Origin of the sequence: Streptomyces sp. NPDC013455 (genome assembly GCF_040632975.1) — a bacterium.
Taxonomy (GTDB): domain Bacteria; phylum Actinomycetota; class Actinomycetes; order Streptomycetales; family Streptomycetaceae; genus Streptomyces.
The window spans coordinates 127,831-153,183 of record NZ_JBEYCX010000011.1; the positions used below are offsets into that span (position 1 = coordinate 127,831).

General features: G+C 72.8%; 23 protein-coding genes. 16 read left to right on the plus strand and 7 right to left on the minus strand.

Annotated features, from left to right (window positions below; genetic code table 11):
• The first annotated feature begins 159 nt into the window (after window positions 1-159).
• Window positions 160-1,344 carry a hypothetical protein gene (locus ABZ576_RS19560; RefSeq protein ID WP_360741778.1) on the plus strand — a complete coding sequence of 395 codons (1,185 nt, stop codon included), beginning with the start codon at window positions 160-162 and terminating at the stop codon, window positions 1,342-1,344.
• Between the two features lie 492 nt (window positions 1,345-1,836).
• On the opposite strand, the gene ABZ576_RS19565 is transcribed toward ABZ576_RS19560, so the two are convergent.
• Both ABZ576_RS19565 and ABZ576_RS19570 read right to left on the minus strand, forming a co-directional pair.
• Window positions 1,837-2,400 (minus strand): hypothetical protein, encoded by a 564-nt coding sequence (locus tag ABZ576_RS19565; RefSeq protein ID WP_360741781.1) that lies wholly within the window; start codon window positions 2,398-2,400, stop codon window positions 1,837-1,839.
• A gap of 104 nt (window positions 2,401-2,504) precedes the next feature.
• Window positions 2,505-3,326 carry a lipase family protein gene (locus tag ABZ576_RS19570; RefSeq protein WP_360741784.1) on the minus strand — a complete coding sequence of 274 codons (822 nt, stop codon included), beginning with the start codon at window positions 3,324-3,326 and terminating at the stop codon, window positions 2,505-2,507.
• A 321-nt stretch (window positions 3,327-3,647) separates the two neighbouring features.
• Between ABZ576_RS19570 and ABZ576_RS19575 the strand changes: the two genes are divergently transcribed.
• The 5 genes from ABZ576_RS19575 to ABZ576_RS19595 all read left to right on the plus strand — a co-directional run bounded on the left by ABZ576_RS19575 (window position 3,648) and on the right by ABZ576_RS19595 (window position 8,685).
• Window positions 3,648-4,670, plus strand: a complete 1,023-nt coding sequence (locus ABZ576_RS19575; RefSeq protein WP_360741786.1) for a winged helix-turn-helix domain-containing protein — start codon at window positions 3,648-3,650, stop codon at window positions 4,668-4,670.
• Window positions 4,671-4,865: 195 nt separating this feature from the next.
• A complete protein-coding gene (locus ABZ576_RS19580; protein ID WP_360741789.1) occupies window positions 4,866-5,246 on the plus strand; it encodes a hypothetical protein in 381 nt (126 codons plus the stop codon).
• Window positions 5,247-5,427: 181 nt separating this feature from the next.
• Window positions 5,428-7,212, plus strand: coding sequence for a protein kinase (locus tag ABZ576_RS19585; protein WP_360741792.1), 1,785 nt, complete (start codon window positions 5,428-5,430; stop codon window positions 7,210-7,212).
• 189 nt (window positions 7,213-7,401) lie between these two features.
• Window positions 7,402-7,926, plus strand: a complete 525-nt coding sequence (locus ABZ576_RS19590; RefSeq protein ID WP_360741795.1) for an EF-hand domain-containing protein — start codon at window positions 7,402-7,404, stop codon at window positions 7,924-7,926.
• Window positions 7,927-8,043: 117 nt separating this feature from the next.
• Window positions 8,044-8,685 carry a TetR/AcrR family transcriptional regulator gene (locus tag ABZ576_RS19595; protein WP_360741798.1) on the plus strand — a complete coding sequence of 214 codons (642 nt, stop codon included), beginning with the start codon at window positions 8,044-8,046 and terminating at the stop codon, window positions 8,683-8,685.
• Window positions 8,686-8,810: 125 nt separating this feature from the next.
• Here the strand turns inward: ABZ576_RS19595 and ABZ576_RS19600 are convergent, their stop codons facing one another.
• From ABZ576_RS19600 to ABZ576_RS19615, 4 genes are all read right to left on the minus strand, one after another.
• A complete protein-coding gene (locus ABZ576_RS19600) occupies window positions 8,811-10,058 on the minus strand; it encodes a choice-of-anchor Q domain-containing protein (protein WP_360741801.1) in 1,248 nt (415 codons plus the stop codon).
• A 379-nt stretch (window positions 10,059-10,437) separates the two neighbouring features.
• The gene (locus ABZ576_RS19605) at window positions 10,438-11,259 is read right to left on the minus strand and encodes a hypothetical protein (protein ID WP_360741804.1); all 822 of its coding nucleotides are present in this window, start codon (window positions 11,257-11,259) and stop codon (window positions 10,438-10,440) included.
• A 3-nt stretch (window positions 11,260-11,262) separates the two neighbouring features.
• Window positions 11,263-12,144 (minus strand): alpha/beta hydrolase, encoded by an 882-nt coding sequence (locus ABZ576_RS19610; RefSeq protein ID WP_360741807.1) that lies wholly within the window; start codon window positions 12,142-12,144, stop codon window positions 11,263-11,265.
• A gap of 138 nt (window positions 12,145-12,282) precedes the next feature.
• Window positions 12,283-13,419 carry an NAD(P)/FAD-dependent oxidoreductase gene (locus ABZ576_RS19615; RefSeq protein ID WP_360741810.1) on the minus strand — a complete coding sequence of 379 codons (1,137 nt, stop codon included), beginning with the start codon at window positions 13,417-13,419 and terminating at the stop codon, window positions 12,283-12,285.
• A gap of 418 nt (window positions 13,420-13,837) precedes the next feature.
• Here ABZ576_RS19615 and ABZ576_RS19620 point away from each other — a divergent pair, with 418 nt between their 5' ends.
• From ABZ576_RS19620 to ABZ576_RS19635, 4 genes are all read left to right on the plus strand, one after another.
• The gene (locus ABZ576_RS19620; protein ID WP_360741813.1) at window positions 13,838-15,946 is read left to right on the plus strand and encodes a CHAT domain-containing protein; all 2,109 of its coding nucleotides are present in this window, start codon (window positions 13,838-13,840) and stop codon (window positions 15,944-15,946) included.
• Between the two features lie 259 nt (window positions 15,947-16,205).
• On the plus strand, window positions 16,206-16,445 hold the full coding sequence (locus ABZ576_RS19625; RefSeq protein ID WP_360742119.1) for an ABC transporter permease: 240 nt from the start codon (window positions 16,206-16,208) through the stop codon (window positions 16,443-16,445).
• Between the two features lie 72 nt (window positions 16,446-16,517).
• Complete coding sequence (locus ABZ576_RS19630) at window positions 16,518-16,793, plus strand: hypothetical protein (RefSeq protein ID WP_360741816.1); 276 nt, start codon at window positions 16,518-16,520, stop codon at window positions 16,791-16,793.
• Window positions 16,794-16,833: 40 nt separating this feature from the next.
• Window positions 16,834-18,069, plus strand: coding sequence for a hypothetical protein (locus ABZ576_RS19635; protein ID WP_360741819.1), 1,236 nt, complete (start codon window positions 16,834-16,836; stop codon window positions 18,067-18,069).
• Window positions 18,070-18,187: 118 nt separating this feature from the next.
• Here the strand turns inward: ABZ576_RS19635 and ABZ576_RS19640 are convergent, their stop codons facing one another.
• Window positions 18,188-19,120: an SDR family oxidoreductase gene (locus tag ABZ576_RS19640; protein WP_360741822.1), complete on the minus strand. Its 933-nt coding sequence runs from the start codon at window positions 19,118-19,120 to the stop codon at window positions 18,188-18,190.
• A gap of 176 nt (window positions 19,121-19,296) precedes the next feature.
• Here ABZ576_RS19640 and ABZ576_RS19645 point away from each other — a divergent pair, with 176 nt between their 5' ends.
• From ABZ576_RS19645 to ABZ576_RS19670, 6 genes are all read left to right on the plus strand, one after another.
• Window positions 19,297-19,560 carry a hypothetical protein gene (locus ABZ576_RS19645; protein ID WP_360741825.1) on the plus strand — a complete coding sequence of 88 codons (264 nt, stop codon included), beginning with the start codon at window positions 19,297-19,299 and terminating at the stop codon, window positions 19,558-19,560.
• A gap of 275 nt (window positions 19,561-19,835) precedes the next feature.
• On the plus strand, window positions 19,836-21,092 hold the full coding sequence (locus tag ABZ576_RS19650) for an ATP-grasp domain-containing protein (RefSeq protein ID WP_360741828.1): 1,257 nt from the start codon (window positions 19,836-19,838) through the stop codon (window positions 21,090-21,092).
• The gene (locus tag ABZ576_RS19655; RefSeq protein WP_360741831.1) at window positions 21,089-21,952 is read left to right on the plus strand and encodes a DUF364 domain-containing protein; all 864 of its coding nucleotides are present in this window, start codon (window positions 21,089-21,091) and stop codon (window positions 21,950-21,952) included. The genes ABZ576_RS19650 and ABZ576_RS19655 overlap by 4 nt, the downstream gene beginning before the upstream one ends.
• Window positions 21,949-23,037 carry a pyridoxal-phosphate dependent enzyme gene (locus ABZ576_RS19660; protein ID WP_360741834.1) on the plus strand — a complete coding sequence of 363 codons (1,089 nt, stop codon included), beginning with the start codon at window positions 21,949-21,951 and terminating at the stop codon, window positions 23,035-23,037. The genes ABZ576_RS19655 and ABZ576_RS19660 overlap by 4 nt, the downstream gene beginning before the upstream one ends.
• Complete coding sequence (locus tag ABZ576_RS19665; RefSeq protein WP_360741837.1) at window positions 23,034-24,092, plus strand: dipeptide epimerase; 1,059 nt, start codon at window positions 23,034-23,036, stop codon at window positions 24,090-24,092. Before ABZ576_RS19660 ends, ABZ576_RS19665 begins: the two co-directional genes overlap by 4 nt.
• Entirely contained in the window at window positions 24,076-25,344 is a 1,269-nt protein-coding gene (locus ABZ576_RS19670; protein ID WP_360741840.1) for an MFS transporter, read from the plus strand. The genes ABZ576_RS19665 and ABZ576_RS19670 overlap by 17 nt, the downstream gene beginning before the upstream one ends.
• Window positions 25,345-25,353 lie beyond the last annotated feature (9 nt).

The window sequence follows — 25,353 nt, forward strand, 5'->3', positions numbered from 1 at the left end:
TCTGTGACATGGGCGGCGAGATCTGCGCTGCACTCACCGGGCCCGAGAGGCTCCCCAGCCCATCGGGCGCATGGGGGCGGTCGCGGCGCTGGCAGCGCACCGACAGGCATCCTGGGACAAGATGGACGTAAGGGACGGCGAACTCGTGGAGGCGCGGTGATGCGGAGCAACGCCGGGGACGACGAGGTGGCTGGTCGGGAACCTGACGAGTACGACGGGGAACTCGACGCCGAGGACATCGCCGAGTACACCGAACCCGAGCCGTACGACTACGAGCCGGAGCCGTACGACAGGCCCGCCACGGACCGCGAGGGCACGGTCGCGCCCGGCGGTGGGACAGCCGGTGTCCCTGCGACGGCCGCTGCGGACCCCGACGTCTTCCTCGACGTTCCGGTGCTGAAGGTCGACGAGATCGACTTGGACGTCGAGGATCTGCGCGCGCATGTCTCGCTCCAGGCCGAGGTGCTCGACCTGGTGAAGCTGAACGTGGGCGCCGACGTGTCGCTGGGCCGCGTGCACCTGGGCATCTCGGGCGTGGAGGCGCAGGCCCAGCTCAGGGTGCGCCTCGACAACGTCGCCTCGATCATCAACCGCGTGCTCACCACGCTCGACCGCAATCCGGAGATCCTGCACGAGTTGGCGCGCGGTGTCGGGTCCGCCGTGCAGGACATCGGTGGCGGAGCCCGGCAGGCCGTCGGGGAGCTGGGTACGGGGGCCGGAAGGGCCGTCCAGGATGTCGGCCTGGGCGCTCGTGCCGCGGTTCAGGACGTCGGTCGCGGCGTCGGCTCGGCGGCTGAGGACCTCGGCCGCGGGGCCGGAAGCGCCGTCCGGGACGTGGGCGCCGGGGCCGGACGCGTGGTCGAGGACGTCGGCGCCGGGGCCGGACGTGCCGTGGGGGACGTCGGCGCCGGGGCCGGACGTGTGGTGGGGGACGTCGGCGCCGGGGCCGGACGCGTGGTGGAGGACGTGGGCGCCGGGGCCGGACGCGTGGTCGAGGACGTCGGCGGTGAGGCGGTCCGGGTGGTCGGCGAGACCGGTGCGGAGGTCGGTGACACCGCCGGCCAGGTGGTCGAGAGGGCTCCCGGCGTGACCGAAGCGGCGGGCGAAGCGGTGCGGGACGGCCGTCAGGCCGTCGGGGACGTCCCGGACTCGGCGGGTGGCGTCGCGCGCCGCCCCGAGCCGGCCGGACGGGGCGCGGTCCGCGAAGCCGGGGACCCGGGCAGGCGCCGGCCTGTCCGAAGTCAGGAAGGCACCCGTGCCCGACGCCGCGTGCGCACCGAGGACGGGAAGCCCGCACCCCGGCCCCGCCGCCGCACCGCCGAGGAGCGGGAGGAGCCGCCCTGAACGGCAGGTGCGGCAAGGGAGAGCCAGGCGTGGGACATATCGTTCCGGTCGACGGTCCGCGCCGAGCGCCTCCGTTTCACGGACGAACCCAGGACCGCCGTCCGCTTCTCCGGCACCGGAGAACGGGAGTCGACGAGCCGCAGCGACCGGACCCGCCTTCCCGACACGATCGTGCCCGGCCGGGAGTACCGCGACGTCACCGTCTCCTATCGCCTCGCCACTCGGCTCACCAGGCCGGAAAGCTGACCCCAGCGGCGCGCGCTGAGGACCGCGGCCCCCCGCGGGACGTGGCGCACCGCAGGCATCCGCTGCGCAGCCGGCCGGTGAGCGCGCGGCTCGGCACCCCGGCCGGGCCGAGCCCGGCCCTCTGCGACCGGCGCGAGCGTTGGCGCGGTCCCTCCTGTCGAGCTGACCGGATGCGGGGCCGCGCTGACCGGGGTGGCGGATCGGGGCCGATCGCCGGGTGCGGGGGGGGGGAGGCTGATCGCGGTATCAGGTGAGCGGACGGGTGATGAGCACTCGGAAGTCGGTGGTGCTCATCTCCTGCTGCATGTCCAGGCCCGGGGCCGGTGCGCTGAGCGTGGGCAGGTGGAGGGCTTCGGCGTCCGAGCGGGGGAAGTCGGATCGGGCGAGGCCGAGGGTGAGGTGCGGCCAGTAGCCGTCTTCGGCGATGTCCAGGCGTTGGGTGATGTCGGTCTGGATCTCACGGAGCTCGGCGGTGTGGTCGACGCCGAGGCGTACCTGTTCGCCTTGTTGCACGAGGTCGTCGCGGTAGTGGTAGTCCGGGTTCTTCTGCAGCTGCCAGCTGCCGTGCCGCACCTCGCCGGTCAGCCGGATGGTGGGTGTGGGCCAGGTGCGTGAGCTGATGACGGCCGCCGCGTCCGCCAGGCGCCCGGCGTCCGCCTGGTGCATGAAGCCCAGCGTGATGTGGAGGTGTTCGCGGGCCTGGGGGTCGATGAGGTCGCGGTGTTCCTTCTGGAGATCGACCAGGGCCTGGACGAGGTCGGAGGGGATGCGGAGGCTGAAGAAGATGTTGACCGTTGCACTGCTCGCCATGGAGGGGGTCCTTCCGGGCTCGGTCGGCGTGTGTCGGTGCCGTGGCCTGCGTGGCCGGGGCTCAGCCGGCGCGTTCCGACGGCGTCGCCCGCGTGGCCGGGGGGTCAGGTGAGGTTCTTCTCCAGTGCGGTCAGGTAGCTGTGCATGAAGTGGTCGCGGAAACCGTCACCGACGGGCGCGAACGGGTCCGCGGTCAGTCCTGCCGCGCGGTCGAGCAGCCCGCCGACCACCGGCATCGCATCGCGGACCTTGCCGTGGGAGTCGATGTAGCGCAGCGCGTCCACGTGGGTGTAGGCGGGCTCGGGCGGCATCTGGGGGACGATGTCGTTGTTGTTCACGAACCGGTACATCCGGCCCTTGAAGCCCTTGTTGTAGGCCTTGGCCAGGGTGGCGTCGCAGGTGCGGGGCTGGCCGTAGGTGTAGACGCCGTCGGCCGCCAGGCGCGGCTCCTCCAAGTACATGCGGGCGCCGGCGAGCATGGCGAGCGCTCCGCCCAGGCTGTGCCCGGTGAACCAGACGGTCTGCCCGTTGGTGCGCAGTTCGTCGTGGGTGTTCTTCACGTCGGGCCAGATGGACTCCAGCGCCTCACCGAAGCCGTCGTGGACGTAGCCGGTGCCGGCCGGACCATGCCGGGGCGGGGTCGTGGCGTCGGAGAGCCAGTCCTTGATCTGCTGCGGCTCCGTGCCGCGGAACGCCGTGACGATCATGTCGTCGCTGGCCATGGTGTAGGCCTGGGTGTCCTGCAGCGGGAACGGCGGGGTGAACCGTGTCTGGTGGTGCCGGACGGTGTCGAACCCCCACTGCCGGGCCTGCGCCTCGATGGTGGGCTCGTCCTTGTAGGCCAGGTCCGAGGCCAGCGCGAGCCAGTAGGCCCGCTTGAGGCTGTAGCCGGTGGAACGGTGATCAATCTGGACGGGAACAGCCATGGCGGCATCCTCCTGGCCCGGTCCGGGCATCGACCGGCCGGCCACTGCGGCAGTGGCCGGCCCTTGAGCGGAACGTGGACTCGTCCGAAGGCCTGTGCCTCCGGCACTACAGCCCTTCCACCCCGACACGCCGACGGCCTCAGGGTTCACCCGGATGGGGGTCGTAGGGCGTGGTCGGTCCGGCGGTTGTCGGGGGCCCCGGCCGCCCCTCCCGGGGCACGCCGAGACGGGCGACCGCTCGCGTCGTCGCGCCGCCTCCGCGAGTCCGTGGCCTTTGCCTACCCTTCTTGGTCCGGGGCTGCTTGGGGGAAGGAGTGCCGAATGCTTTCCAGGGAAGTGCGGCTCGAGTCGATGGAGCGGGTGAGTGTCCGGGTGAGCCGTCATCCCGGGGCGACGTTGTTCTCCATCGTGAAGGACGTCTTCGCCGACCGGCTCCACGGAGTGCCGGAACACTGGCGGAAAGCGGTGCGCGCGGCGGTTCCCGCGCACGCGGCCGCCGTCGTCGGCCCGGTGCTCGCCTCGCGCGATGCGTGGCTGCCCGACCGACTCGCGCTGATCGGCGATCTCGGTGCCTCGGCCATGCCCGAGGTCCTCACAGGGTTGGCCGAGACGGATCCCCATCAACTGGCCGAGGAGGTGGCTGCGTTCCACTCCCCTGCGGTCCCGAGCGGCTGGCGGCCGCTCATGGACGATCCGGTCGCCTTCCTCCGGGCCTACCGGCTGGTCGTCGAGGCGGCCTGGGAAGTGTTCGCCCCGTTGTGGCGGCACGCGGATCCCTACTTGGGCCGGGAGGCGGAACGGATCGGCTTCGCAGCCGTGACGGGCGGACTCGACGGACTGCTGACCGGTCTCGACAGCAAGGTCCGTTACGAGGAAGGTGTCCTGCGGCTGCCCCACGGCTGCCCCAGGCACCTCACCCGTCTCGGTGGACGGCCCCTGGTGCTGGTGCCCCTGGCTTCCGGACACCGGGCACGGATGTACGGCGCCGACCGCGAGGACGCGCTCTGGATCGGGTATCCGGTTCCCGGGTTCGACCACATCGCGGGTCGCTCCCGCCCGGGTTCGGCGCCGCCGGCCGGAGCGCCCGACGGGCTCACCGCGGTGCTGGGCGAGGTCCGGGCGGAGATCCTCAAGCGATTACCGCACTCACCGACCGTCAGCGAACTGGCCCGCCACCTGCACCTCGGCGTCAGCACCACGACGTACCACTGTCAGCACCTCGCAGCGGCCGGACTGCTGCTGCGTGAGCGTCATGGCCGGGAGGTGCGGCTGCTGCCCACGGAACGGGGAGTCGCGCTCGTACACCTGCTCACGGCACCTTTCCCGCGCGCACCGCGCCGGTGATCGCCGGACGCCTGGCGTCTGGCCTCTGCCGTCTGCCGTCTGGCCTCTGCCGTCCGGCGTCCGGCGTCCGCAGCGGAACACGCGGTGCGGAGCGCGTCCCTTTCGAAGATCGTCGAAATGCCTGGGCAACCGGCGGCGGCCGCACGAGGATGTGCGTGATCGCACTCACGTGCACGTCAACTTCCAGGAGGGGCTATGAGATTGCGTGCTGTCACCGGACGGCTCGGGGCCGCCGCCACCACGGCCATGGCCATAGGGGCGCTGGCCCTCACCGGCACGCCGGCGCAGGCGTCGACGACCGCCGGAACGGTCCACGGTTGCCCGTCCGGGGCATTCTGCATCTACCCGCAGAACGCCGGGTGGAACAACGACCGCCCCTCGTACGTCTACTGGTCCGGCGTCTACAACCTCGACAACCAGATCGGCAACCACACGGTCTTCAACAACCAGACGGACGGGTGGGTCGTCGACCTGTGCATCGGGTCCGACGGCAACGACTGCCGTTGGTACATGATCGAGGGCGCGTACTCGACTCTCGACCTCACCAGCATCAACTCGGTCGTCCTGCGCCCGTGACGCGCCGCCTGGCGAGCCCCGCCCGACGGTAGGCCGTATCGCGTTCTCGCGGGCCCCCAGCCGGTCGTCGCCTGCGAGAACCACGGCCGTCGACCGGTGGCCCGGAACGCGCGGGGCTGCCTCGCCCGATCACCTGTGGGCGGGGGCGAGGCCGCCCGTGCCGGCAACTATGCTCCCGTCCATGAGCGATGCGGGCAGCGACAACAGCGGCAGACGGGTTGTCGACGGGCGGTTCGAGCTGGAGAGACGGCTCGGCGGTGGGGGCATGGGAACGGTCTGGCTGGCCCGGGACCTGGTGCTGCACCGGGGCGTGGCCGTCAAGGAGGTCCGTCCGCCCGACCCGGATTTCGCCGAGTACGACCCGGAAGCCGCGCGGATGCTGCGGGAGCGGGTCCTGCGGGAGGCCCGGGCGCTGGCCCGGGTCGACCACCCCAACGTGGTGACCATCCACCACATCGTGGACGGCGGCCCGGGGACCTACCCCTGGATCGTCATGGAACTGGTCACCGGTGGTTCCCTGGCCGATCGTCTCGCCCGCGGGCCCATGGACCCGCGGGAAGCCGCGCTTCTCGGGCGCGAGGTACTGGCCGCCCTGCGCGCGGCGCACGAGGTCGGCGTCCAGCACCGCGATGTGAAACCGGCCAACGTCCTCCTGCGTCCCGACGGCCGCCCCGTGCTCACCGACTTCGGTATCGCCGCGATCCGCGAGTCGACCGCCCTCACGGCCACCGGGTCGATCATCGGCACCCCCGACTACATGGCGCCGGAACGCGTCTCGGGCCACGAAGGCGGCCCCTCCTCGGACCTGTGGTCGCTGGCGATGATGCTCTACACCGCTGTGGAGGGTCATCACCCGCTGCGCCGGAACACGACGCTCGCGACGCTCGCCGCCGTCCTGAGCGAAGAGATTCCGCCACCGGTCCGGGCGGGCGCGCTGACGGACGTCCTCACCCTGGTCCTCGTCCGCGACGCCGCGGCGCGCCCCGACGCCGCGGAGCTGGAGCGGATGCTGGACGCCGCGTCCCGCGAGGCCGTCACGCCCACGTCGTACCCACTGCTCCCCCCGCTCGGCGGACAGCGTTCCGTCCCCGGGCCGCAGACGTCTGCGACACCGCCTCCGGGCACCGGGCCGGCGGTGCCCGGCGTGCCTGCGCACGGCGACACGACCGGGTCGGAGGGTTTCGGTCCGGCACCCGTGATGGTTCAGGGACCCTACGACAGGCGCCCGGGGCAGACCGTGTCGCCCGGCACCGGCCCGGGCACCGCACGGCCCGGGTCCACCACCGTGGCGGTACGCCGGAGCCACCGGCGCTGGATACGGGTCGGCCTGCCCGTCGCGGGAGTGGCGCTCGCGGGCACGCTCGTCTGGACGCTGCGGCCGGACGGAGGATCCCCCGCCTCCGGCGCGTCCGGCCCCTCGCGTTCCGCCGGCGCCACCGCTGGGGCGACGCCGTCCGGCGGGTCGTCCCCCTTCTCGGCCTCACCGGCCGGGAAGGAACGGACCGGCGGCGCCGACATGCTGACACCGGCGGGTATCCGCACCGCCGTCCAGGCGCTGAAGAAGGAGACCGGCAGGGACCGCTTCGGAGGGCTCACGGTCTATCCGGAGTACGTCTCCGCCGACCTGATGGTCAAGGGCAGCGACACCAAGTACGACACCTACACCTACCGTCCCGGGCAGGCCGTCCAGAAGGGCATCATCAGCTCGACGCTGTTCCCGGGCGACAAGCCCGTCACCCTCGACGGCTTCGACTGGGACGTGGTGCCGGCGCTGCTGCGCGACGCCGAGAAGAAGCTGAACGTCGATCAGGTGACCACCCGCTACCTCGTTCTGCGACTGGCGGACCCCGACTTCGGTACGCCCGACGGAATGGCCGTGTACCTCAGCAACGCCTACAGCGAGACCGGCTACCTCCAGACGGACACCAAGGGCAAGGTGGTCAGGGTCATGGCCAACGACAAGTGAGGGCGCCGGCGCCGCTCCGACCCGGCTCACGAGGACCGGCGGGGCTCCGGCCCAGCCCGATGGCCGGCGTCTCACCGGCACGACGTGACGTGTTCACTCGTCAGGATGACGCGGCGACTGACGGTCCGCGGGTCCGGGCAGGCATCGGCTGACCTCGGCTTCTCTCGGCGATCGGACGATCTCATGCCCATGCGCACCACCACTGCCGCCGTCACGGCCAAGGGCCACATCTTCGCCATGCTGGACGTGGACGGCGACGGTGTGATCTCGCGGCAGGAGTACCTCGCTCGTCCCGCACGCGCGGCGGCGGTGCTCGGACGGAACGGGGACGATCCTCTGGTGCTGGCCGCGCTCGCGGCTCACGAGCGGGTGTACACGTCCATGGACGCGGACGGCGACGGCAAGGTGACCTTCGACGAGTACGCGGCGTGGGCGGGCGCCGGCGCTTTCGACGACGTCTGCCGGCAGGCGCTGGGATCGCTGTTCGACCTCGCCGGCACCGAAGTCGACGGCACTTTGAGCCGACCGGAGTTCGTCCGGCTGCGTGTGGCCCTCGGCAACCGCGCCGACCACGCCGAGAAGGCGTTCGACGCGCTGGACACCGACGGCGACGGGCGTATCGACCGCGAAGCGTACCTCGGTTCGATCCGCTCCTACGTGATCGACGGCGCGTCCCCCATGGCCGAGACCCTCCACACCGGCGACACCCGCTGAGACGGACGCCGGACCGGGAGGGAGCCGCGGGCTCGAGCGGCAGGGAGACGGGAAGCGGTGCCGCTCCCCCGGGGCCGCCCTGTTCGCGCGTGCGGCTTCTCGCCTAGAGTCGGCTGTATGACGCAGGCACCGGCCCGGGACCGCGGCGCACGGTCCCGCGACGCGATCCTCGACACCGCCGGCGAGCTGATGTCGCGGTACGGCTATGCCGCCACGTCCATTTCCATGATCTCCACCGCGTGCGGTCTGCCGGCCAGCTCCCTCTACTGGCACTTCGGCAGCAAGGACGGGATCTACGTCGCGGTGCTGGAGCGCGCCAGGACGGCGCTGCTGGCGGCCCTGCCCCCGGCCGGGGCGCAGGGTGCCGACGTGGGGCGGCGCCTGAACGCCTTCCTCGTGGAGGTCGAGGGGGCCTTCCGGCGCCACCCGCACGGTCTGAAGCTGCTGCTGGGGCTGGGCATGGTGCAGCAGGACGCCAGCGCGGCGGCCGTGGCCGAGGTACACCACTACCGCAACGCGCTGGTGGCCTGGGCCGAGGAGTCACTGAGCGCCGTCTTCGGGCTGGCCGACCGCCCGGAGGTCGCGGAGGAACTGGCGCGCTTCACCCTTCGGATGGCGAGCGGCACCGCCGTCGCCCGCTGGTTCGCGCCGGACACCGTCCTGGACACCGGTCCGCTGCACGTCGCCCTGCTGGCGCTCGCGGCTCACCACGGCGTTCCGGTCCACGGGGCCCCGGGCGGGGGCGCCGGTCCAAGCTGACGTACACGTACGGCACTCGGCGGGGCATCCCCGTGCGCGCTCGGCGGACCGGCCGGCCGCGCTCGCGTCGTGCGGCACCGTCCTCGCAGGTCTCCCCCGCGAAGTGCCTGCGGGAAGCCGGAATGTCATGACGCGTGCTCGTAGGCGCCGATGTCGCAGGCGGCGCCCTGCGGGCGGGCCACCCCGCGCTGATCGGTGGCCGGGCAGTCGGCCGCCGCGTCCAGGGCGGGGCTGCCCGGCAGCAGCGCGGCGGTGTCCGTGGGGCCGCCGTTGTCGGCGAGCGGACCGATCAGCGGCGTACGGCTGGGCAGGTCGCCCGCGGCGGTGAGCCGGCAGCTTCCGTCACCGTCGATGTTGTGGCCCTGCGAGGCGATGGTGGCGAACGCCTTCTTGCAGTCGGCGGCCTCGCCGTCGACGGTGTTGCCGGCGACGACGGAATTGCGCAACGTCAGTCGGCCCAGCGGCAGATCGATGACGTCGGGGAGCGGGAAGGGCAGGCTGTCGAGGTAGGCGGGCGCGATGTTGATGCCGCCTCCGCCGTCACTCGAACTGTTCCCGGTGACGGTCGAGTTGAGGATCTCCACGGGGCCCCGGCCACGGATGTCGATCCCGCCGCCGTAGCCGGCGAGGCTGCCGGGGCGGTCGCCCGGGTTCGTCACCCGGTTGCCGGCGACCGTCGAGTTGGTGACGGTTCCGGTGTCGTCGAACCGGATGCCCCCGGCCTCTCCGGCGACGTTCCCGCTGACGGTGCTGTCGATCAGGTCCAGGTGCGAGCCGGGGACGTTGAAGATGCCGCCGCCGTAGCCCGCGGAGTTCCCGGTCACGGCGACCCGGCGCAGCGTCATGTGGTGTCCGTTGGCGATGCCGCCGCCCCCGGTGTCGGTGATGGGCAGTTCGCGCTCCTTGGCCGTTCCCCCGGTGATCGTCAGATCGGACAGCCGGGTGTCCGCCTGCATGCGGAAGGCGCGGTCCAGGTGGTTGGCGTCGATGACGGTGGTGCGTGCGCCGGAGCCCCGGATCGTGGTGGGCGCGCTGACGTTCAGGTCTCCCGTGGCCGGGTCGGGGTGCTCTCCGACGACCTTGTCGGGATCGGGCGGGACGGTCAGCCGGTAGTGGCCCGGGGGCAGCGTGATGGTGCTGCCCGGGCGGGCGTTGGCCGCCATCACGGCGGCGCGCAGGCTGCATGCGCCCGTCGTGGTGCGGCACAGGCCGTCCGACGGGTCGGCATCGACCGCGTCGGAGGTGGTGTCCACGGTGAACTCCGCCGGTTCGGCGGCCGCCTCGGCGACGGCTTCGGCCCCGGGGGCGGCGAGTGCCGCTGCCGTGGCCAGGACGACGACGGTGAGTGCCGCGGGGCTGGTGCGGACGTACATGAGTGAGCTCCTTACGGCGAGGAAGGGAGGCGGAACTCGGCCGGCGCCGGTGACTTCCTGCGTGCAGAGGTGCGACTCGTGCGCGGGAGGCGGCGCCGGACGGCGTCCGGTGGGACGGTCGAGCGGCGCGGCCGGCCGGGGCGGGCCCGGCGGGATGCGAACGGCACGTGAACCGCCCGCAGTCTGTAGGGAGCGTTCCATTCAGGGCGGACCGTGTCTACCGGCCGGTAGGGGAATGGCCGGATAGGGCCGTGTCCACACACGGGGAGGCCCCCGGCCGTCTCGTACGGCCGGGGGCCTCCCCGTGTCCTCGACCCGCTCGTCTGCTCGACCGGGGCAGCGGTCAGCCGCCGCTCGTCTGCTCGACCGGGGGCGGCGGTCAGCCGGGGTTGAGGAGGCCGGCTCCCACGACGGCGCGGCCGAAGGGGCTCGCGAGTTCGGCCAGACGGTCACAGTCGGCGTCGCCCAGGGCGGTGTAGGCGGGCAGGGCCAGTCGGTCGGTGCGGTCCTCGATGTGCGCGCGCAGCCGTACGCCTTCCGCGCTGAGCAAGTCGCCGTCGAGCAGGTTCCGTTCGCGCAGTCGCTCCACGGTCGCGGCCCACCGGTCCTCCGGCCAGGCGCGGCTCGCCTTGAGGAAGTCGACGGGGACCTCACCGGTGGCGGCGTGCAGGACCAGGGCCTCCAGGCCCCCGACACCCTCGCTCAGCAGGCACGCCACATGGCCGTCCCCACGGAACTCCCTGAGCAGCGTCTGGGCGTGCCACAGCCGCAGCACCGGCTCCTCCGGCCACGGCAGCGCGGCGTGCGCGGCGAACAACGGGCGGCCCTGCGCGTGGTCGCAGGCCGCCTCGGCCGCCCGGCGGGCCAACGCCAGGACGTCGTCCAGATGCGGCAGTTCGTGGATGCCCGCCCGCCGCAAGGCTTCGCCCGCCGCGGCGTACCGCGCGTCCAGCACCCGCTGCGGCGTCGTCACGTCCCAGGTCCCGGCGACCGACCGGCGTACGACGTCGGGGTTGAAGTTGTAGAAGGTCGAGATGACCAGCTCGGGGGAGGCTTCGCCGAAGGCGGCGCTACGCGAGGCGAAGTACCCGGCGCGTCCGCCGAGTCCGAGCTCCGCGTACCGTCGCTTCGCCTCGGGAGCGAAGTAGATCATGGCGTGGACGGGCTCCAGGCGGCGCCAGGCCGCACGCGCTGTCTTCATGGGTCACCTCTTCGGGGGGTCGTCGAGCGGTGTGTGCGCCGCGGTCGCGAACTCGTCGTGCGTGCGCAGGTGTTCCAGCAGCAGACCGCTCAGCGTTTCGGGTGCCTCTTCGGGGACCCAGTGGCTGACGCCCTGGAGGATCTCGAACCGGTACGGCCCGTCGACCCACTGCCGGGTATCCCGGGCGGCGGCCGGGCCGAAGGCGCTGTCCTGCGTGCTCCACACGTACAGCGTGGGCACGTCGACGACGCCGATCGGACCGTCGGGGCGGCCGGCCCGGTACCAGTTCAGCGCCGCGGTGAGAGCGCCCGGCCGGGACAGGTGCCGTACGTAGGCCTCGGCACTGTCCCGGGGGACCTTGCCGGCGTAGAACGCGCGGAGTTCCTGAGCGTCGTGGGCGAGCATGCGCTCTTCGGTCGCGGGTGTCTCGCGCCAGTCGATCATGTAGCGCGAGCGTGCGCGCTGGTCCTGGTCGGTGCGCAGGGTGGCGGCCAGGGCGCCGGGGTGAGGGGTCGAGACCACGGTCAGGGTGCGCACGCGGCCGGGGTGGGCATGCGCGGTCCACCAGGCCACCGCGCCTCCCCAGTCGTGGCCGACCAGGTCGAACGCCGCCCAGCCCAGTTGCCCGGTGATCGCGATGACGTCGTCGACGAGGTGGTTCACGCGGTAGTCGTCGGGCCGCTGGGGGCGGACGCGAGGCGAGTATCCGCGCTGGTCGGGCGCGACCACCCGGCAGCCGTGCGCGGCCAGTGCCGCGATCTGCCGTCGCCACACCAGTCCCGTCTGCGGGAAGCCGTGCAGGAGCAGCACGGGGCGGCCATCGGGCGGACCGGCCACCAGCGCGTCGAACACGCCCGCGGCCGTGGGAATGCTCAGCTCGGTCACGACCCACCTCTCATACCGACTGGTCGGTAGCCTCCAGGCTCCGGTGACCGGTTGTCAAGGTCGCGAAAGGGCCCCGGCCAGCCGGCGACGAGCATCCTCCGACCTCGCCGGCAGCCGGACCGAGCGCCGGCGACCGCCTCAGCGTGACTGCTCGTGCCGGGTCAAGGCGGCCACCAGGGGGTGGACCGTGTCGCCGGCGGAGTCGGTCCCGTGCGTGTCGGCGGCCTGGGAGGCGGCGGCCTCGGCGCTGCGCGGGAACATGCCCTGCTCGTATGCGGTGAGCGCGGCCTCGACGTCGTCGGGGTGCGCGGCGAGGGCCTGGCCGAGTTCGGCGCCGTCGAGCATGGCCAGGTTGGCGCCTTCACCGTTCGGGGCCGCGAGGTGGGCCGCGTCGCCGATCAGGGTCACCCCCGGCACCCGCTCCCACCGGTGCCCGGCCGGCAGGGCGTACAGGGGGCGCAGGACCGGCGCGACGTCGCTGTCGGTGATCAGCGCGGTGAGCTCCGGCGCCCAGCCCGCGAACTCCTGCGCGATCCGCGCGGTGGCCGCGGCGGCGTCGGCGAAATCGATGGCGGTGAACCAGTCCCGCGGCTCGGACAGCCCGATGTAGGCGTGCAGCGTGTCGCCCTTTTCCCGGTGGGCGAAGAGCTCCCTGCCCGGTGTGAGCGCCATCATCGACCCGCCGCCGACCGTTTCGGCGGCTTCCGGATGCCGGGTGTCGGCGTCGAACAGGTACGTCTCCACGACGGACTTGCCGGTGTACGCGGGTACGGCGGTGGTGAGCAGCGGCCGGACCCGTGACCATGCGCCGTCCGCGCCGACCAGCAGGCTGGTGACGACGGTGCTGCCGTCGGCGAACGTCACTTCGTGGCTGCCCTCGCCGAGGGTGCGGGTGCTCCTTGCCTTGTGCCCCCACCGGACGGTGCCGGCCGGGAGTGAGTCGAGCAGGACCTGCCGCAGCTCGCCGCGCATCACCTCGGGGCGTCCGCCCGTGCCGTCGTCGGCTTCCTCGAACAGGACGGTCCCGTCCGTGTCGAGGACCCGCATCGCCTGGCGGCCCTCCAGGACGAGGGCGTGGAACGCGTCCGTCAGGCCGGCCGCTTCCAGAGCGAGCTGCCCGTTGTAGTCGTGGATGTCGAGCATCCCGCCCTGCGAGCGCGCAGCCGGGGACGGCTCCGCCTCGTGGACCGTGGCCGGTATTCCGTGGACGTGCAGGACGCGGGCGAGCGTGAGGCCGCCGAGTCCGGCGCCGAGGATCGTGACGTCGGTGAGCATGAGGGCTTCCCTTCGGATCATGGACCGCCGACCGCCCCGGCGCTCACGCCGGGGTGCCGTCGCGGTACGCCGGGACGATGTGATGCCGGTGGCCGGTGCCGGCCGGCTCCGGCCACCTCCAATGTCCCGGCCGGCGCCGACAGACCACCGACAGATCACCGACCGCCGCCGACAACCACCCGACACCGGCCCCGGCCGTACCGACGGCCTCACGCGCGGGCAAGCGGTCCGGGCGGGACGCCGCCGGGCCGGCCGGCCCCCCCCACCCCGCGTGGCTCGGTCCGTTCCGCGCCGACGCCCCGCCCCCCACCGGGCCGCGCCACCGGGCGACGGCGAGCCGTGCGACGGGTGCGAGGATGTGCTGCCGTGGCCGCCGGGTGAGGAGTGGCCGCGAGTCGGGCCCGGGAGGGATGTGGGGATGGGTACGGTGCGGCTGGACGAGCTGTTCCCCTCTGTGCGCGTCCACCTGCCGGCCGGAGCGCAGATGGACGCGGATGCTCTGGCCGAGCCACAGGCGGTCGTGGCCGTCGCGATGCTGCTGCGCCGCGTGCAGTTGCGGCTGAGCAGGTCGGCGCGCGACCTGGAGCAGTTCACCCATGCGCTGTTGGGCGACATCGAGCGCCTGGAGACAGCCGGGCACAAGGTCACGGAGCCGGCGCGGGTGGTGCTGGCCATGCTGGTGTGCTGGGTTCCGGCCCGGCGGGGGTTCGAGTACGCGCAGCCGCTGGTGATGTGGCGGTGGCTGCACAGTGCGTTCGGTCCTCCGGTGCCCGCGGACGCCGTGGACGCCGGGATCGATCTCCGACCGCTGGACCGTGCCCTGCGGGACGAGGGTTTCGGGGTGGTGGCGCACACGGCCGTGGTCATGCTGGCACCCGTGCTGTTCTACCTGAACAACAACGCTCGGTCGGCGGATCACCTGGCCGAACGGCTCAGCCCGGTCGTGTTCGCCGTGTGCCGGGAAGATCTCGCCGAGGGCCCCGAGCCGAGGGTGGAGGCGGCGGCCCATCTGGTGACCTATCTGCTGCGGCACCGGCGGCACGGGGAGGCCCGCGTACTGGGCCACCAGCTGGAGACGTGCCTGCACGAGCATCCCGACCGTGCCTCCGCCGGTGGGCTCGCGGTCCTGCTCGCCGGTGCGCGGCCTGCGATCACCCGGCGTCGGCCGGTGTCGATCGCCCGGTGGGCGCTGGACCGCTTGCGGGTGAACCCGTTCACCACGCTGTCCTTGAAGACGATCCTGGCGGCAGGGATGGACACCGGGGAGCGGGCCCGGTTCTTCCCCGAGGTCCTCGCCCAGCTGGAGGCCGTGGCCGGTCTGGTGGAGGAGGAGCAGGTCGCGGCGCAGCTGTCCCGGGACCGGGGCACGTTGCTCTCCATGACCGGGCCGCTGGTGCACGCGCTGCTGCGGGAGGGTGATGACGAACGCCTGATGCAGTGGCTGTCCGTCTGGCACGGGGTCGCGGCGGGCGACCGGCGCCACGACCGGTGCGTCGTTCTCGCCGCCGGGGGCAGCCGCGCCTGGTACCGGCCGCGGACGGCTCCCGAGGGTGACGGCGAGGTGCCGCTCGCGCGGCTGACCGCAGCGTTCAACGCGGCCCTGGGCCGCAGTCTCATATCGGACGGACTGACCGACGCCGCGCTGACCGTGCCCGCCACCGGCCGCCTGGACGGCGCGCACGCTCCCGAGCTCGAAGCAGCGCTGGAGGCCTACCTCGACACCGCCGACCTGGAGCGGTTCGCCCGTGCCGAGCACGCGAAGGCGTTCGTCTCCCTGCTGCCGGCTCTGACACCGGTCCAGGCCCTGCTGGCGCGTCGGCGGGGTCCGGTGCCGCCGCTCGCCGTCAGCCTGCGCGCGCCGCTGCCGGACCGGCCTGTCGGATCCGTTCAGCTGTGGTGCGGGGAGGCGCCCTTCACGCGTGCCGAGGCCGACGTGCTGGAGAAGGTCTTCTCCTTCGTGGGCATCCGGTGCGACGTCGTGGGCCCCGACGAGGTGACCGGGAAGAACTTCCTGGCCGCGTACCAGCAGGACGAACACGACGTCATCTGGGTGGCGGCGCACGGGCGGCACCCGCTGCTCGACCCGGACGACTCCGCGATCGCGCTGGGTCCCACCGAGCAGGTGCCGCTGGACGAGCTCGTGACCGCGTCCGTTCCCGTCAGGGCCGAGCGGCGCCTGCTCGTCCTCAACACGTGCGACAGTGCGGCGGCCAACGCCCAGGGGCCGTACGACGACTTCGGCCTGGCCCGCTCGGTCGCGGGACCGGGGCAAGCCGTCATCGGGCATCTGTGGCCGGTGCCCGGCGGCGCGGCCGTGGTCTTCGGTGCGCTCCTGGCCTGCGAGCTGGCCGACGGCAGCGGCTTCGGCGAAGCCTTCGCGGCGGCGCTGTGCGCTTTGCAGGAGGGGTGGCACGACCTGGCACGCCGATTCCAGGACCGCGGTATCGGTGCCGAGGTCGCCGAAGCCCTGCACGATTTCCGCGACCCCACACTCCTGGAGTGGGGCAGCCCCGTATTCCTGGAGTAGCCGGCCAGTCCGGTGCTGCGCGGGCGCCGTCCCCATGGTGTTACGCGTGCAATCCTTGAACGGGAAACAGCCACGCGCCAAAGGGTTCACCAGCTGGGTGGCGACACTTACCCAGCGGTCGTTGACGGGGCAAATACCGGAGACGTCGCAGTAAATGGTTGACTAGCTCGGGGGGTTGTGATAAAAGCGCGCACGGGTGTTTACTGTAAAGGATTGTTCAACATGACATAGGACGTCATGACCGGGGGTCTCCATCATGATGCGAAACGTGCGCGCGCGAGCGTGGATGGAAATCGTCGCCGCTACTGTCAGCGGGATCCTATTCATCGTCACCCTTCTCTGGCGTGACTGGATCGAGCGTCTTTTCGGCGTCGATCCCGACATGGGAAGCGGCGCGCTGGAATGGACGATCGTCCTGGTCGCGCTGATTGCCACGGTCGGCTTCTCCCTGCTCGCACGCAGCGAATGGCGCAGGGCCGGGGCGCCCCGGACCGAATGAACGACTCCGGCGGATCCTCGGGGTCCGCGGCCTGTCCCGGACACCATGACATCCCGACCGAGGAGGCTCCCCATGCCGAACGAACCGCGCAGCAGCCGGGAATACGAAGCCGAAGACGCGGCCCTGACCCAGGCCGGTCCGGCGCAGTCGCACTCCGACCTCGAGGGGGCACCCCGGTCCGCGGTCCCGCCCGAGGACCGGCAGCGGATGCTCGACGAGCGTGAACAGAGGTTCGCCGGGCGGCGCAAGCCCATGGGGCCCACTCCAGGCGGGACACCCGAGAGCATTCCGGAAGACGTCAGTCCCGACGAACAGCCCAGTACCACGCCGGAACCCGACGAGCCGTAGGCCCGCCGCGATGATGCGACATCCCTGAAGGACGGCAGCCATGGCATCAGTTCGCCTCATTCAGAACATCGGCCTGGACGACCGTGCGACGGGCACCCAGACCAGCACCATCAACGAGACCACCGCCGCGGCGGCCGGCGGTGAAATCTTCGTCACCGGCAACTGGTTCGCCAGCCGCAGTACCACCACCGGCAAGGACTGGGAACTGGTCGACCCCTTCTCGGTCCTCCCGTCCGCAGCCGGTGGGTTCTGCTGCGACCAGATCGTCCTGCACGACGCCGGCCGCGACATCTGGATCTGGATACTGCAATACATCGTGCGCGACGACACACACACCGGCGTCCGCAACAACGTCTTCCGGGTCGCGGTCTCCCCGGGAACCGATCCAGCCACCTTCCACTGGTGGGACATCGCCCCCGTCTCACTGGATCCCGCATGGACGGACCTGTGGTTCGACTACCCGGATGCGGCGACCAGCGCGAACCACCTCTACCTCACCTTCAACGCCTTCGATTCCGCCGACGACTGGCAGCGGGCCTTCGTCTTCAAATTCCCCCTGGACACCCTCCGGTCGGGGAACTCCCTGGGCTACCAGTGGTGGTCCACGACGCAACTCGGTTCGCTGAGGCTCACCCAGGGGGCGGGCGGCAGCATGTTCTTCGCCGGCCACAACAGCGGCACGGTCCTACGGGTCCACGGCTGGCCCGACGGCTCGAACACCATCGGTTGGTTCGACGTCACCGTCAGCCCCTGGAGTGCCGGGCCCTACCGCTCTCGGGGGCCCGACGGCAAGGACTGGCTCGCCAAGCGCGTCGATTCCAGGATCACCGGCGCCTGGGTGAGCGGGACCCGCGCCGGCTTCCTGTGGACCGCCGCGGAACGCGCCGGGCGCCCGGTGCCGTACGTCAAAGCCGCGGTCGTCGACGTCACGACGCAGGCCCTGGTCGAGGAGCCGGACATCTGGAACCAGCAGTCCGCCTACGCCTACCCGGCGGCATGTCCCAACGCCCAGGGGATCATCGGTGTGAGCCTGTTCCTGGGCGGCGGTCCCGTGCACCCGAGCCACGTCGTCGGCTTCCGTGACGGCGCCGAATGGCGTCTGGCCTTCACCCGTCACAGCACGCAGGGTCCGGACACCGGCACCTGGGGCGACTACCTCACCTGCCACCGGCACCACCCGGCGGAGTCCGAGTGGGTGGCCTCCGGTTACACGCTCCAAGGGGGCGGGGAGCGCAGATTCGTGGAACCGCAGTACGTCCACTTCGGCATCGGCTGATCCCGCCCCCGCCCCGGGTGGGACCGCGGAGCTGCCACGAGCGGGGCGGTGGCGGTCGCGTCGGCGGACGGGATCCATCGACGGGATGCAGTCGGCGGACGGAATCCACTGACGGGATTCACTCGGGTGGTCGTGCGGGCGGGCGCGCGGCCGCGGTGTACGCGTCCCAGTCCGCGCGGCCGCCGGCCCCCAGCACACCCGTGTCCGCGCCGAGTTGCGTGCCGGAGCGGGCCATCAGCTCATGACGCGTGATCCGGCCGACGAGCGCGGGGAAGAGCGGCCGCAGCGGCTGGCACCAGCGCAGCCACGGGGGCGCGTAGATGTAGTGGGACCGGTGGACGATCCCGGTGGTGAGCCAGTCGGCCACCTGCGCGGGTGCGTGCACGCGGCGCGCGAACCACGGCTGGTGCCGGCGCAGTGCGCGCAGCACGGGATGGTCGTCGATGCCGCTGATCATGTCGGTGCCGGTCCAGTGCAGGTAGGCGATGCCGACGCCGACACCCTCGGGGGCCACCTCGCCGCGCAGTGCCTGCGCGAAGGATTCCGCACCCGCCTTGGACGCGCAGTACGCACTCATCATGGGCGCGGAGCCGAACGCGGCGGTGGAGGCGATCTGCAGGAAGTAGCCACCGGTACGGGTCAGCTGCGGCAGGAAGGCCCTGGCCGTGTTGGCGGATCCGACCAGGTTGACGTCGATGACCCGCTGCCACAGGTCGGCCGCCGTCCGGCTGAAGGGCCCGCCGACGGCGATGCCCGCGTTGGCGACGACCACGCTCGCGGGGCCGAATCGCTCGGCGACCTGCTCGGCGGCACGGTCCAGCGCGGCGCGGTCGGTGACGTCTGCCTCGACGCAGACAGTCGGGGACGGCAGCGCGGCCGCCGCTCGGTGCAGGGTCTCCGCTTCACGGCCCAGCAGGGCGACCCGCATGCCGGTGCGGGAGAGGCGGCCGGCGAGCGCCTCACCGATCCCGCGGGCCGCCCCGGTGACCACGGCGACGCGTCCGCGCAGCGGACTCCCGCGACCGCCGGCCTCTGCACCGGTGCCTGCCATGGCCGTCCTCCGTCCTGGATGCGGGCGCTCTTCCGTCTCCACGTTCGCACTGCCGTCCCACCCGCGCGCGTCACGCTGATCGCCCCCGGTGCTCCCCGGGATGCGCACGGCGCGTGCTGCCGCGAGGGTGGACAGGAAGCGTCACCGCCGTCGCGACCGACCCGGAGAGTGTGACCATGAACAAAGCGCAGCTCATCGGCATGACGGCGCGCCGCGCCGCCGAGCTCCCCGGCGGCCGGCAGCTCGCCCCGGAGGACATCGACCGGGTCCTGGAGACCCTCTTCGGCACCGTGGAGCACCCCGGGACCATCGCCGAGGCGCTCAAGGCCGACGAGACGGTCGACCTGGGCAGCTTCGGCAGCTTCCACACCGCTGACGGCACGGCCGCTTTCCGACCGGGCAGGGCGCTGTCCGAATACCTCCAGGACCAGGTGGGATGAGGCTCGCGGTGCGCGAGCCGAAGCCGTGCGGCCGAGCGCACCGAGATCTCCCGGCAGTCCCCGGCCCCGGGACCGGCCCGCACGGTGGCCGCCAACGGACCGGTTGGGCGGGGTTGGTTCAGGGTCGTACCGGCCAGGGCATCGCGACGACTTCAGTGAAGGACTAGTAAATGAAAATGATTATCGCTAGCGTGTGGGCGCGCGGCCCCGTCCCTCCCCGCGGAGGGTTCTCCGGGCTGCCCTGACGTCTGAACCGCCGCACGAAAAGGGGAGTCGTGGCTCATCTGCTGATGGTCGAGAGCTGGGTCGGGTCGATGAGCAGACTGCTGCCACGGGCGATCCGGGAGGGCGGGCACGAGTTCACGTTCCTCACCCGCGACCTGCACCACTACCTGCGCTCGGCCCCCGACGGAACGGCGCATCCGCTGCTCGGCGCCCGCAACCTGATCACCGCCGACACCAACGATCCCGACACCCTGCTGCCGGAGATCGAGCGGCTGCACGCGGTACTGCGCTTCGACGGCGTGCTCACCTCCTGCGACTACTACCTCCCGACCGTGGCCCGGATCGCCGAACGGCTGGGGCTGCCGGGCTCGCCCCCGGCTGCGGTGCGGGACGCCTGCCGCAAGGACGCCACCCGACGTGTCCTCGCCGGCGCGGCAGTCGCCGGGCCGCGCTTCGCGGTGCACGAGGAGTGGGCCGACATCGCCCGGGCGGCACGGGAGATCGGCTACCCGCTGGTCGTCAAACCGGTCGACCTGTGCGCGGGCATGTACGTACGGCGCGTGGACGACGAGGGACAACTCGCCGCGTGCGTACGGGCCCTGGCCGGCTTCCCCGTCAACGCCCGCGGACAGCGCCGACAGCCCGCCGTGCTGCTGGAAGAACTGCTGGACGGCCCCGAGGTGAGCGTCGAGACGGTGTCGCACGCGGGCGCGGTCCACGTCGTGGGCGTGACCGACAAGAGCATCGGCGGAGCGCCCGCGTTCATCGAGACCGGCCACATGTTCCCGGCCGCTCTGCCGGCCGCCGACGCCGAGGCCGCCGCGCAGACCGCCCTCGCCGCGCTCAAGGCCCTCGGCCTGACCGAAGGCGTCGTGGCGCACACCGAGGTCAAGCTGACCTCCGCCGGTCCGCGCGTGGTCGAGGTCAATCCGCGGCCCGCCGGGAACCGCATCACCGAACTGGTCCGCCACGTGACCGGCATCGACCTGGCGGCGGCCCTCGTGGAGGTGTCCCTCGGCCGCGCGCCCGACCTGCGGGGCAGGGACACGGGGCTGCGCAGCGCGGCCATCGGCTTCCTCGTGCCGGAGACCTCGGGCACGCTCGAGTCGCTCGGCGGTCACGGGCTGCCGGACGCGCCGGGTCTGCTGGAGGTGCAGCTCGCCGAGCCCGGCGGTCGGGTGACGGCGGCGGGCAGCAACAACGAGTATCTCGGGCACGTCATGGCGGGTGACGCCGAGGGCCTGGGCGCCCGCGACCACGTCGAGGCCCTGCTCGACGAGCTGCGCTCCACGTTGGTGATCCGATGAGCGCCCCGGCCGGCACGGCCCGCCGGGCCGCGTTCGCGACCCACGCGTCGTACGACGAGCTCGTCGCGCACGTCCGCGCCGGTGGGCTGGGTCCGGATCCGGCCACGCAGCGGATCGCCGTGGCCTTCACCACGCGGCAGAGCGTTCGGCACGACGGGCGCGCTTCCGGCTACCGCAACGAGGTGCTCAGCCTGCGTCTCGCCAGGGCCGTCGGCTCGTGTGCGGTCGAGCCCGGCGCACTGCCCGACCGTGCGGTCGAGGACTGCGTCGGCGCCGATGTGGCCCGGCTGCTGGAGCATCCGCTGCTGCCGGTGCGGGTGGCCGCGCTCGACGCCTATCTGATGCACGTCACCCCGCACACGCCCGGCAACGGCGCCCGTCCCTTCCCGCTGCCCGCCGGGACATCGCTGGAGAGGTCCCGGGCCCGCGCGAAGGCCGTCGTCGAGCTGCTCGACCTGCCGACGAGCGCGACCGTACTGGTGGTGGGTGTCGTCAACTCCCTGCTCGAAGCGCTGCGTTCGCGCGGGCTGCACTACGTGCCCTGCGATCTCAAGGGCGGGCTGACCGAGTGGGGCGAGACGGTCGTCACCGACGCCCTCGCGGCCGCGGAGCCCTGTGACGCGCTGCTGGTCTCCGGCATGACCCTCGGCAACGGCACCTTCGAGCCGCTGCGGCGGCACGCGCTGCGGCACGGCAAACAGCTGGTGGTGTTCGCCCAGACCGGCAGCGCCGTGCTGCCGCGCTTCCTCGGCCACGGGGTGAGCGCGGTGTGCGCGGAGCCGTACCCCTTCTTCTGGCTCGACGGCGGTCCCGGCACCGTCCACCGCTACGGCGGCCCGTGTCCGGAGGGCGGTCGATGACCACCACGGTCGTACGCCCGCTCGCCCGCCCGGAGTTGCTCGCCCTGCTCGGCCGCACGCCACTGGTCCGCATCACGTCCGACCTGCCCGGCCCGCACCCGGGGTTCTGGGCCAAACTCGAAGGGCTCGCGGCGGGCGGCATGAAGGCGCGGGCCGCCGTGTCGATGCTGCTGGGCGCCCGTGAGCGCGGCGAACTGCGGCCCGGCGCGCCGGTGGTGGAGTCCACCTCGGGGACGCTCGGCATCGGGCTGGCGTTCGCGGGACAGGCCCTCGGCCACCCCGTCGTGTTGGTCGGCGACAGTGAACTGGAGCCGTCCATGCGGCAGCTGCTGCGCGCCCACGGGGTGCGGCTGGAGATCGTGGACCGCCCGGCGGCCCGGGGCGGCTGGCAGGCCGCGCGCCTGGACCGGCTGCGGGAGCTGCTCGCCGTCCTGCCCGGCGCGTACTGGCCGGACCAGTACAACAACCCCGACAACAGAGCCGGTTACGCCTCCCTCGCCGCCGAACTCGTCGATCACTTGGACCACCTGGACATCCTGGTGTGCAGCGTCGGCACCGGCGGCCACAGCGCGGGCGTCATCGGCCCGCTGCGCCGCCGCTGGCCCGCGCTGCGGCTGATCGGCGTCGACTCGACCGGCTCCACCATCTTCGGCCAGCCCGCCCGGCCCCGGCTGATGCGTGGCCTGGGCAGCAGCATCCATCCGCGCAACGTCGCCTACGACGCCTTCGACGAGGTCCACTGGGTCGGCCCGGCCGAAGCCGTGGACAGCTGCCGCCGGCTGGCCCGCGACAGCTTCGTCAGCGGCGGCTGGAGCACGGGCGCCGCCGCCCGGGTCGCCGCCTGGGCCGCCCGCGTCCACCCCGGCGCGGTCGTCGCCACCGTCTTCCCCGACGGCCCGCACCGCTACCTCGGCACCGTCTACGACGACGACTTCGCCGCGGCCCACGGCCTCGACCCGGCCACGGCGGCCACCCGCCCGGTCCAGATCGCGCACCCCCGCGCGGCCGAGGCCACCGGCTGGGTGCGCTGCACCCGCGTCACCGACCCCCTGACGGCCGTACCCGACCCGGAAAGGACCCCGTGAAGGCCAGCCTGCGCACCGTACGCCTCGAACTCCAAGAGCCGCTGCGCATCTCCCGCTCCGTCATGACAGCCCGCGATGCCGTGTGGCTGACCGTGGAACACGACGGCGTCACCGGCCACGGCGAGGCCGTCACCAGCGTCTACTACGGGCTCGACGCCGCCACCCTGCAACGGGTGCTCACCTGCGCCGGCGCGGACCTCGCCCGCTTCTCCGACCCCGAGAGCGCCCTGGCGGCCCTGCGGGCGGGCGGGTCGGCCGGGGTCGGCACTCCGGCGGCGGTGACCGCCGCCGTGGAGGCCGCGCTGTTGGACCTCGTCGGCAAGCGGGCGGGACGCCCCGTGCACCGGCTGCTCGGTGCCGCCGCACCTCCGGTCGCGGCCACGGCCCGCACCATCGGCATCACCTCCCTCGCCCACGCGGCGGCCGACGCCCGCCGTCTCGCGGCGAGCGGCTTCGACGTCATCAAGGTCAAGGCGGGCAGTCCCGACCCGGAGGACGACGTGGAGCGCGTCCGTGTCATCCGCGACGCCGCGCCCCTGGCCCGGCTGCTCCTCGATCCCAACGGGGCCTGGACCGCGGCGCGGGCCGAGGCGCTGCTGCACCGGTTCGCCGAGCTCGGCGTCGAGGCCGTCGAGCAACCCCTCGCGCCAGGCGACCCGGAGGCGCTCGGCACGTTCGCCGAACGCTCACCGCTGCCGGTCATCGCCGACGAGGACGCCGTGGACCTGGAGGACGTACGCCGCCTGGCCGGGCGCGTCCAGGGCGTCAACGTCAAGCTCGCCAAGTGCGGTGGTGTGCACGCCGCTCTGCGCATCGCCGAAGCGGTCGAGGGCAGTGGCACGGACCTGATGCTGGGCTGCCTGACCGCCAGCAGCCTCGGCCTCGCACCCGCCGTCCACCTCGCCGACCGGGCCCGCTGGGCCGATCTCGACGGACACCTGCTGCTCGCGCACGACCCGTGGACCGGAATCGGCGGCGAGGACGGGACCGTACGTGCGAACGGCCTCGCCGGCCTGGGAGTGCGGGAGGTGGGGGCACATGAGGACGTTGCGTGAGGTGCGCCGCTTCCCGCTCGCGGTCCAGCTCCTGCTGGTCAACCAGCTCGGCGTCAACACCGGCTTCTACCTCCTCATCCCCTACCTCGCCACCCACCTCACCGACGACCTGGGCATGTCGGCGGCCGTCGTCGGCGTCGTGCTCGGCGTGCGCAACCTCAGCCAGCAGGGACTGTTCATCATCGGCGGCTCCGCGTCCGACCGGCTCGGCGCGCGCGGCGTCATCATCGCCGGCTGCGCGCTGCGCACCGCCGGGTTCGCCCTGTTCGCGCTCGGCGACGGCCTGGCCGTGCTGCTCGCCGCGTCCGTACTCAGCGGGCTCGCCGGGGCCCTGTTCAACCCCGCCGTACGCAGCTACGTCGCCCAGGAGGCGGACGAGCGCCGCGCCGAGGCGTTCGCCCTGTTCAACGTGTTCGCCACCACCGGCGCCCTGATCGGCCCGCTGCTGGGCGGTGCGTTGCTGCTGGTGGACTTCCGCACGTCCGCGCTGACCGCCTCCGCGATCTTCGCCGCCCTCACCGTCGCGCAGGCCCTCGTGCTGCCGGCCCGGGGCGTCGGGCCCGGCAGGGGCACGGTCCTCGGGGAGTGGCGCGAGGTCCTGGGCAACCGGGCCTTCCTCGCCTTCGCGCTCGCCATGGTCGGCATGTTCACCCTGGAGAACCAGCTGTACCTGCTGCTGCCCGACGGAGCGCGGCGGGCCACCGGCTGGAACGGCGCCGCCGGTCTCGTCTTCCTCGTCGGCACCCTCACCAACCTGGCGTTCCAGCTGCGCATCACCCGCGCCCTCACGAAGCGGGGGAAGCGCGCCCACTGGATCGCGACCGGCCTGGGGCTCATGGCGGTGGCGTTCCTGCCGCCCGCCGTGGCCGCGGCCGGCTCCGGCGGTCCGGACGGCTGGGCCGACGCGGCGCTGCGCGCCCTGCCCGTTCTGGCCGGCGCCCTGCTGCTCCACCTCGGCGTGATGGTCGCCCAGCCGTTCGTGATGGAGCTGATCCCCGGCTTCGGCCGGTCCGAGCTGACCGGCACCTACTTCGGGACCTTCTACGTGGTCTCCGGCATCGCCGCCGCCGTCGGAAACACCGTCGTCGGCTGGGCCATGGACACCGGGGAGCGGGGCGGGGCCGGCTGGCTGCCGTGGGCGTGCTGCGCCCTGTTCGGCTCCGCCTCCGCGCTGGGTGTGGCCTGGCTGCACCGGCTCGGGTCGCTGCCGGAGCCGTCGGTGGCGAAGCCCGTCGTATCCGCCGCGGCCTGAGGAGGGACA

Excerpts from the sequence above, each read along its gene's own strand:
- ABZ576_RS19600 (WP_360741801.1), bottom strand. The coding sequence starts at position 10,058 with ATGTACGTCCGCACCAGCCCCGCGGCACTCACCGTCGTCGTCCTGGCC.
- ABZ576_RS19640 (WP_360741822.1), bottom strand. The coding sequence starts at position 19,120 with ATGGCAGGCACCGGTGCAGAGGCCGGCGGTCGCGGGAGTCCGCTGCGC.
- ABZ576_RS19660 (WP_360741834.1), top strand. The coding sequence starts at position 21,949 with ATGACCACCACGGTCGTACGCCCGCTCGCCCGCCCGGAGTTGCTCGCC.
- ABZ576_RS19620 (WP_360741813.1), top strand. The coding sequence starts at position 13,838 with ATGGGTACGGTGCGGCTGGACGAGCTGTTCCCCTCTGTGCGCGTCCAC.
- ABZ576_RS19565 (WP_360741781.1), bottom strand. The coding sequence starts at position 2,400 with ATGGCGAGCAGTGCAACGGTCAACATCTTCTTCAGCCTCCGCATCCCC.
- ABZ576_RS19575 (WP_360741786.1), top strand. The coding sequence starts at position 3,648 with ATGCTTTCCAGGGAAGTGCGGCTCGAGTCGATGGAGCGGGTGAGTGTC.
- ABZ576_RS19560 (WP_360741778.1), top strand. The coding sequence starts at position 160 with ATGCGGAGCAACGCCGGGGACGACGAGGTGGCTGGTCGGGAACCTGAC.
- ABZ576_RS19570 (WP_360741784.1), bottom strand. The coding sequence starts at position 3,326 with ATGGCTGTTCCCGTCCAGATTGATCACCGTTCCACCGGCTACAGCCTC.
- ABZ576_RS19630 (WP_360741816.1), top strand. The coding sequence starts at position 16,518 with ATGCCGAACGAACCGCGCAGCAGCCGGGAATACGAAGCCGAAGACGCG.
- ABZ576_RS19580 (WP_360741789.1), top strand. The coding sequence starts at position 4,866 with ATGAGATTGCGTGCTGTCACCGGACGGCTCGGGGCCGCCGCCACCACG.
- ABZ576_RS19615 (WP_360741810.1), bottom strand. The coding sequence starts at position 13,419 with ATGCTCACCGACGTCACGATCCTCGGCGCCGGACTCGGCGGCCTCACG.
- ABZ576_RS19605 (WP_360741804.1), bottom strand. The coding sequence starts at position 11,259 with ATGAAGACAGCGCGTGCGGCCTGGCGCCGCCTGGAGCCCGTCCACGCC.
- ABZ576_RS19595 (WP_360741798.1), top strand. The coding sequence starts at position 8,044 with ATGACGCAGGCACCGGCCCGGGACCGCGGCGCACGGTCCCGCGACGCG.
- ABZ576_RS19635 (WP_360741819.1), top strand. The coding sequence starts at position 16,834 with ATGGCATCAGTTCGCCTCATTCAGAACATCGGCCTGGACGACCGTGCG.
- ABZ576_RS19590 (WP_360741795.1), top strand. The coding sequence starts at position 7,402 with ATGCGCACCACCACTGCCGCCGTCACGGCCAAGGGCCACATCTTCGCC.
- ABZ576_RS19655 (WP_360741831.1), top strand. The coding sequence starts at position 21,089 with ATGAGCGCCCCGGCCGGCACGGCCCGCCGGGCCGCGTTCGCGACCCAC.
- ABZ576_RS19585 (WP_360741792.1), top strand. The coding sequence starts at position 5,428 with ATGAGCGATGCGGGCAGCGACAACAGCGGCAGACGGGTTGTCGACGGG.
- ABZ576_RS19645 (WP_360741825.1), top strand. The coding sequence starts at position 19,297 with ATGAACAAAGCGCAGCTCATCGGCATGACGGCGCGCCGCGCCGCCGAG.
- ABZ576_RS19625 (WP_360742119.1), top strand. The coding sequence starts at position 16,206 with ATGCGAAACGTGCGCGCGCGAGCGTGGATGGAAATCGTCGCCGCTACT.
- ABZ576_RS19670 (WP_360741840.1), top strand. The coding sequence starts at position 24,076 with ATGAGGACGTTGCGTGAGGTGCGCCGCTTCCCGCTCGCGGTCCAGCTC.